The organism is Aureimonas sp. AU40, assembly GCF_001463785.1.
In the GTDB taxonomy this organism is placed as follows: domain Bacteria; phylum Pseudomonadota; class Alphaproteobacteria; order Rhizobiales; family Rhizobiaceae; genus Aureimonas.
In genome coordinates, this window is the sequence record NZ_BBWL01000029.1 from 144,227 (window position 1) to 151,124 (window position 6,898).

A 6,898-nucleotide genomic window follows, 5' to 3' on the forward strand; every position below is an offset into this window, starting at 1 on the left:
CGGAGCGCGCTATCAATGAGCGCATAAATCGAGGATCGGAAGGAGGAATGGTGCCGGCTGCAGGGCTCGAACCCGCGACCCCCTGATTACAAATCAGGTGCTCTACCAGCTGAGCTAAGCCGGCGACCGGGGCGGTTGATATCACGCTGCGGCGAGCGCTGCACCTTTAAATTTTCGTTTCGGGTAAGTTCGTGTAGGGAAGTCTCGAAGCGCGGGGGCGGGGGGAGGCCGAGACGGTCTCGTGCCTTGCGTCCACGGCCGAGCCTTCGCATCATTCAAGCCTTAAGCAGCATCGCATTCGGCCGAAGCCTTCGAGCGAGAAGGCAGGCCTCCTGGGGGGGAATTACATGGATCGTCGTCGTTTCATCCAAACGGCCGGCTTGTCGGCGGGCGCCAGCCTGACGCTCGCGGCGCCCGCGCTGGCCCAAAGCACGCCGGACCTGCGCTGGCGCATGACGTCGAGCTTCCCGAACACGCTCGACACGCTGTTCGGGTCTTCGCAACTCTTCGCCAAGACCGTGTCGGACCTCACCGGCGGCAAGTTCAAGATCGACGTGTTCCCGGCCGGTGAGCTGGTGCCCGGCTTGCAGGCGCTCGACGCCGTGCAGGGTGGCACGGTCGAGGCGGCCCATTCCGTTCTCTATTACTATGTCGGCAAAGATCCGACCTTCGCCATCGGCTCGGCCATTCCTTTCGGCCTCAACGCCCGCCAGCAGAACGCCTGGCTCTACAATGGCGGCGGCAACGAGGCGGTGAACGCGTTCCTCGCCGACTATGGCGTGGTCGCCCATCCCGGTGGCAACACGGGCACGCAGATGGGCGGCTGGTTCCGCAAGGAAATCAATTCGCTGGCCGATCTCAAGGGCCTGAAGATGCGCATTGCCGGCATCGCCGGTCAGGTCCTGGCGCCGCTCGGCGTCGTGGCGCAGCAGCTGGCCGGCGGCGACGTCTATCCCGCGCTGGAGCGCGGCACGCTGGACGCCACCGAGTTCGTCGGCCCCTATGACGACGAGAAGCTCGGCTTCTATCAGGTTGCGCCCTTCTATTATTACCCCGCTTTCTGGGAGGCCGGCCCGACGGTCCACTACATCTTCAACAAGGCGAAGATGGAGGAACTGCCCGCGACCTACCGCGCTGCGCTGGAGACGGCCTCGACCGTCTGCAACACGCGGATGCTGGCCGATTATGACGTGAAGAACATGCGCGCCATCCGTTCGCTGGTCGGTAAGGGCGTTCAGCTGCGCCCGCTGCCGCGCGACGTTCTCGACGCCGCCTATGATTCGGCAAAAACGCTTTATGCCCAGCTCGACGCCTCGAACCCGAAGTGGAAGGCGATGTACGATCCCTGGAGCCAGTTCCGTACGCAGGTCTACGAGTGGTTCCGCGTCGCGGAATACACCAACGACACCTATGTCTACTCGCAGCAGGCGGCCGGCAAGTAAGGCCTGAGCACTGGGAGTAGCGGCTCGACGGGTCGCCCCTCCACACGCTTTCGTGATAGGCGCCGCGCGTCTTGCGCGCGTCGCTTGTGTCCTCTCAGAATGCCGCACCCCGAGGAGGGGGCAGCTAGGGAGGACGTGACGTGGATCGTCGCAAATTCATTCTTCAAGCAAGCATGGCGGGGGGAGCCGCCGCAGCCGGGTCGAGTCTGGCGGCGCCGGCCCTGGCGCAGAGCGCGCCGGAGGTTCGCTGGCGCCTGACCTCCAGCTTTCCCAATACGCTCGACACGATCTATGGCGGCGCCGAGGTTCTGGCCAAGGCCGTGTCCGACATCACGGACGGCAAGTTCAAGATCGACGTGTTTCCGGCCGGCGAACTCGTGCCCGGGTTGCAGGCGCTCGACGCCGTGCAGGGCGGCACGGTCGAGGCGGCGCATACCGCCTGCTACTATTATGTCGGCAAGGACCCGACCTTCGCCATCGGCGCCACCATCCCCTTCGGCCTCAATGCCCGCCAGCAGAACGCCTGGCTCTATCATGGCGGGGGCAACGAGCTGTTCGACACGTTCCTTGCCGACTACGGCGTCAAGGCGCTGCCGGGCGGCAACACCGGCGTTCAGATGGGCGGCTGGTTCCGCAAGGAAATCAACTCGGTCGCCGATCTCAAGGGACTGAAAATGCGCATCGCGGGTCTCGCCGGCCGGGTGCTGGAGCCGCTCGGCGTCGTGCCTCAGCAGCTGGCCGGCGGCGACATCTATCCCGCGCTGGAGCGCGGCACGATCGACGCGACGGAATGGATCGGACCCTATGACGACGAGAAGCTCGGCTTCTATCAGGTCGCGCCGTTCTACTATTACCCCGCCTTCTGGGAGGGCGGGCTGACCGTGCATTTCCTCTTCAACAAGGAACGCTACGAGGCCCTGCCGGCCGGCTACAAGGCCGCGCTCGACACGGCCGCCAAGGCCGTCAACATCAACATGTTGGCGCTCTACGACGTGAAAAACCTGCAGGCGATCCGCTCGCTCGTCGGCAAGGGCGTACAACTGCGTCCGCTGCCGCGCGACATTCTGGACGCGTCCTACGATTCGGCGATGAAGCTGTACGCATCGCTGTCGGAGAGCAATCCGAAGTGGAAGGCGATCTACGATCCTTGGAAGACCTTCCGGTCCCAGGTCTACGAGTGGTTCCGTGTCGCCGAATATTCCTACGATACCTACGGCTATTCGCAGCAGGCAGCGGGCAAGTAGACGGTTCGTAGCCTCTCCTCGAATTGAAAAGCCGGCGGGACACCGCCGGCTTTCTGCGTTCAGGGCTGGGTCGGGGCGCCGAAGCTGGGCGCCGCCGGTGTGGGGGCGGGCGATGGCTGCTGGCCGAAGGACGGCGCTGCCGGGGCCGACGGCTGGCCGAAGCTGGGCGCAGCGGGCGCGCCGAAGCTTGGAGCCGCCGGCTGCCCGAAGGAGGGGGCGGCGGGCTGGCCGAAGCTCGGCGCAGCTCCGGCCGAGGGCGCGCCGCCCGGCGCGCTCTGCATGCCCGGCATCGGGATGTTGAGCTGGATCGTGCTGGGATCCACCACCGCTTCCTTCTTGATGAAGTAGGTCACCGACTGCGGCCAGAGGATCAGCACCAGAACCAGGATGAGCTGGAGGCCGAGCCAGGGAATGGCGCCGAGATAGATGTCGGAGGTCTTCACGTTGGGCGGCGCGATACCGCGCAGGTAGAACAGCGCGAAGCCGAAGGGCGGGTGCATGAAGGCCGTCTGCATGTTCACGCAGAGAAGGACGCCGAACCAGACGAGGTCGATGCCCAGCGAGTTCGCCACGGGGGCCAGCAACGGCACGATGATGAAGGCGATCTCGAAGAAGTCGAGGAAGAACGCCACGAAGAAGATGAAGATGTTGACGAAGATCAGGAAGCCCACGACCCCGCCGGGAATGTGGGACAGAAGATATTCGATCCAGTGACCGCCATCCATGCCTTGGAACACGAGGCTGAAGACGGTGGAGCCGATAAGGATGAACACCACCATGGCGGTGAGACGCATGGTCATGGCCATGGCCTGCCGGGTCAGCGACCAGGACAGGCGGCGGTGCAGGGCGGCCAGAACGATGGCGCCGACCGAGCCCATGGCGCCCGCTTCCGTCGGCGTCGCGAGGCCCATGAACATGGTGCCGAGCACGAGGAAGATCAGCGCCAGCGAAGGCACCATGCCCTTGGCGACCTGCCAGAGAAGCTCGCGCCCGCTCTTGGTGCGCGCCTCGGGCGGCAGCGGCGGCATGCGGTGCGGCTGCAGCTTCGAGACCACGAAGATGAAGGCGAGGAACAGCGCGATCTGCAGGAGCGAAGGGCCGATCGCGCCGGCATACATGTCGCCCACCGAGCGGCCGAGCTGGTCGGCCAGGATGATGAGCACGAGCGAGGGCGGAATGACCTGCGTGATCGTGCCCGAGGCCGCGATGACGCCGGTCGCGATGCGCATGTCGTAGCCATAGCGCATCATGACGGGCAGCGAGACGACGCCCATCGCGATGACCGAGGCGGCGACCGTGCCGGTGATGGCGCCGAGCACCGCGCCGACGATCACCACGGCATAGGCGAGGCCACCAGGGATCGGCCCGAAGAGCTGGCCGGACCCCTCCAATAGATCTTCCGCCAGGCCGCAGCGCTCCAGAATCGCGCCCATGAAGGTGAAGAAAGGGATGGCGAGCAGGAGGTCGTTCGAGATCACGCCGTAGAAACGCAGCGGCAGGGCGTTCAGCAGAGACGGGTTGAAATGCTCGAACACGATGCCGAGAACGCCGAACAGCATTCCGACGGCGGCGAGGGTGAAGGCCACCGGAAAGCCCAGCAGCAGAAAGACGATCATCGCGCCGAACATCATCGGCGGCATCGGACCGTATTCGAACATGAAGAAGTCCCCCCGGACGCCGGATTACTGAAGCGGCTTTTCGTATTTGGTCTCGAGCGTCAGCAGCCCGTTCAGAGCGGCCACACGCTTGATGAGCTCCGACAGGCCCTGCAGGAACAGAAGCCCGAAGCCGAGCGGCAGGGTCAGCTTGGCCGGCCAGAGGATGAGGCCGCCCGCGTTCATCGAAGCCTCGCCCATGACGAAGGATCGCCAGAAGAACGGAAAGGTCAGGTAGAACAGAAAGCCGATCACCGGCAGGAACAGAACCACGAAGCCGAAGATGTCGATCAGTATCCGCCCACGCGCCGACATCATGGAATAAACGAGATCGACCCGGACATGCTCGTTCATGCGCAGCGTGTAGGACGCGCCCAGCAAGACGATCGCGGCGAACATGTACCACTGCACTTCGAGCAGCCCGTTGGTGCTGATGTTCAGCGTGTAGCGCAGAAGCGCATTGCCGGCGCTGACCAGAACCGCGATGAGAACGAGATAGTCCGCGATCACGGCGAAGCCCGCGGAAAGGCGGTCTATGCCGCGACTGACGAGCAGAAATGCGTTCATCGTCTCCCCCAACGACGCAAAGGACGAAGCGACACGCGGGAGGCGAAACGATCCGCCGCGCCTCGCTCGCTGCGTTCACTCTTCGCCTATGACATAAGCACTGGACAAAGCCAGTCCTTTTCCCATGCGCGGGTGCGCAAGAAGCTGGGCTGGCCGGATCTGACGTGGAAGTGACATGCGACTGGAAAAACGGATCGAGCGCCAGCGCCATTTGGTCGAGACGCTCGAACGGCGACTCGTCTTCGAGAGATTGGTGCTGGGTCGATTGGAGGCGCGAGGCGCCGGGGAGGCGAACTCCCAAGGTGCGAAGCGGGAGCCCGTCGGCTCGCTTGTCTCGATCGGGGATGTCTACCGGGCGGCCCGATCACGGGCCGCCCGGTAGGGGTTGGCGTCAGGCCGAACAAGGGGCCTTCATGAAGCGGCGCGCGGCATAGAGCGCGACGGCCGCCGCGTTGGAGACGTTGAGCGAGCGGATCGCGCCGGGAACTTCCAGGCGGGCGAGAATCGAAACGGTCTCGCGCGTCTTCTGCCGCAGGCCCTTGCCTTCCGAGCCGAGAACGAGGGCGATTCGCGGACCGTCGAAGGAGGTTTCCAACTCGCCTTCGCCGTCCGAATCGAGGCCGATCGTCTGGAAGCCGAGCGAGGCGATTTCGCTCAATGCGTCCGAGAGGTTGGTGATCTGGACATAGGGAATCAGCTCCAGCGCGCCGGACGCGGATTTGGCGAGCACGCCCGATTCTTGCGGCGAGTGGCGGCTCGTCGTCACGACAGCGCCGGCGCCGAACGCGACGGCCGAGCGCAGAAGCGCGCCGACATTGTGCGGATCGGTCACCTGATCGAGCACCAGAATCAGATCGCTCGCCCCAAGATCTGACAGGCGCTTGGTGCCCAGCGGATCGGCTTCCAGCATGACGCCCTGGTGAACCGCGTCGCTGCCGAGCTCCGTGTCGAGAAAGCGCGGCTCGACGAGTTCGAACGGGCAGGGCAGGTCCGATTCGCTCAACTCCAGTCGGTTCAGCGCGTTGCGCGTGGCGAAGAGGCGATGGAGCTTGCGCTCGGGGTTGCGCAGGGCAGCCTCGACCGTGTGCAGGCCATAAAGGCGCACGCGGTCGGCCGGGCCGGGCTTGCCCGGGCGAACGGGCGGCTTCTTGTGCGGCTCGGGCGCTGCAGGCCCCCGCGTGCGCTCGCGATGGGCGCGCCGCAGGTTGGCGTAATGCGCGTCCTTGGGGGTGTGGGTCGGATTTTTCTCGTCGGTCATGCCGCTTTCTAGAGCATCCGGCCGAGCGAGGGATAGCGGCATTTCACGAAAAGCCTCGCGCAACACGCCTTGAGAAACCGCGGAAAGGCCGGATTTGGCGGGGCGGAGGGCAACGAATGGGAGCCGAAAAGAGAGGCCGCAGGAACGATAGGGGATGTTTGTGATGGCGTGTTGACAGGCGCGCCGACCCGCTGCATAAGGCCCCCACGAAGCGACGGCTAGCCGATTGCTTCCTGCTTCCAGACCCTGAAAGCAGTATGGAGGGATGCCCGAGCGGTTAAAGGGGACGGACTGTAAATCCGTTGGCTTAGCCTACGTTGGTTCAAATCCAACTCCCTCCACCATATGTTTTCCAGGGAATTTCTGACGCGGGTATAGCTCAGTGGTAGAGCAGCAGCCTTCCAAGCTGAATATGCGGGTTCGATTCCCGCTACCCGCTCCAGAACCTTTTCTTCCGCTTCGACAAATCTGATCTATCCGATCAAGCTGTCCGACCGGGTCGCAGTCATTGCGTCTTCAGTGAAGCATGGCGGTCGCAAAGCGTGATCTCACGGTTTATCCGACGCTTGATCGCCGGGGCCGACGTCGCGGTCGGCTCTGCGCAGTTTTCGCAGTCGTTCTCAACGGAGTTTTTACCTTTCGCCTCGGGTCGCGATTCGGCCGGTGCTTGTGTTTCCCGATCGCACTCGTTATGTCGCGGCCCGGTTCTCACAGGCTCCGCAAGGTAGAAAG

General features: G+C 64.2%; 6 protein-coding genes and 3 tRNA genes. 4 read left to right on the top strand and 5 right to left on the bottom strand.

All coding sequences use genetic code 11. The features are described 5' to 3' along the window. Window positions 1–48: 48 nt before the first annotated feature. Window positions 49–124: transfer RNA gene (locus AUL32_RS09825), tRNA-Thr, on the bottom strand. Between the two features lie 223 nt (window positions 125–347). On the opposite strand from AUL32_RS09825, the gene AUL32_RS09830 reads away from it, so the two are divergent. Then, on the top strand, window positions 348–1,442 hold the full coding sequence (locus AUL32_RS09830) for a TRAP transporter substrate-binding protein (protein WP_062114270.1): 1,095 nt from the start codon (window positions 348–350) through the stop codon (window positions 1,440–1,442). 173 nt (window positions 1,443–1,615) lie between these two features. Beyond that, window positions 1,616–2,686 (top strand): TRAP transporter substrate-binding protein, encoded by a 1,071-nt coding sequence (locus tag AUL32_RS09835; RefSeq protein WP_062114312.1) that lies wholly within the window; start codon window positions 1,616–1,618, stop codon window positions 2,684–2,686. 59 nt (window positions 2,687–2,745) lie between these two features. On the opposite strand, the gene AUL32_RS09840 is transcribed toward AUL32_RS09835, so the two are convergent. From AUL32_RS09840 to AUL32_RS09855, 3 genes are all read right to left on the bottom strand, one after another. Then, on the bottom strand, window positions 2,746–4,344 hold the full coding sequence (locus tag AUL32_RS09840; RefSeq protein WP_062114273.1) for a TRAP transporter large permease subunit: 1,599 nt from the start codon (window positions 4,342–4,344) through the stop codon (window positions 2,746–2,748). A 24-nt stretch (window positions 4,345–4,368) separates the two neighbouring features. Further along, entirely contained in the window at window positions 4,369–4,908 is a 540-nt protein-coding gene (locus AUL32_RS09845; protein WP_062114276.1) for a TRAP transporter small permease subunit, read from the bottom strand. A 391-nt stretch (window positions 4,909–5,299) separates the two neighbouring features. Continuing rightward, the gene (locus tag AUL32_RS09855; RefSeq protein WP_062114282.1) at window positions 5,300–6,166 is read right to left on the bottom strand and encodes a TrmH family RNA methyltransferase; all 867 of its coding nucleotides are present in this window, start codon (window positions 6,164–6,166) and stop codon (window positions 5,300–5,302) included. Between the two features lie 259 nt (window positions 6,167–6,425). On the opposite strand from AUL32_RS09855, the gene AUL32_RS09860 reads away from it, so the two are divergent. Together AUL32_RS09860 and AUL32_RS09865 are read left to right on the top strand one after the other, a co-directional pair. Next, window positions 6,426–6,510 (top strand) — tRNA-Tyr (locus tag AUL32_RS09860). 24 nt (window positions 6,511–6,534) lie between these two features. Next, window positions 6,535–6,608: transfer RNA gene (locus AUL32_RS09865), tRNA-Gly, on the top strand. 63 nt (window positions 6,609–6,671) lie between these two features. On the opposite strand, the gene AUL32_RS25815 is transcribed toward AUL32_RS09865, so the two are convergent. Further along, the coding region (locus AUL32_RS25815; RefSeq protein ID WP_210177811.1) for a hypothetical protein at window positions 6,672–6,898 on the bottom strand (227 nt) is incomplete at its 5' end.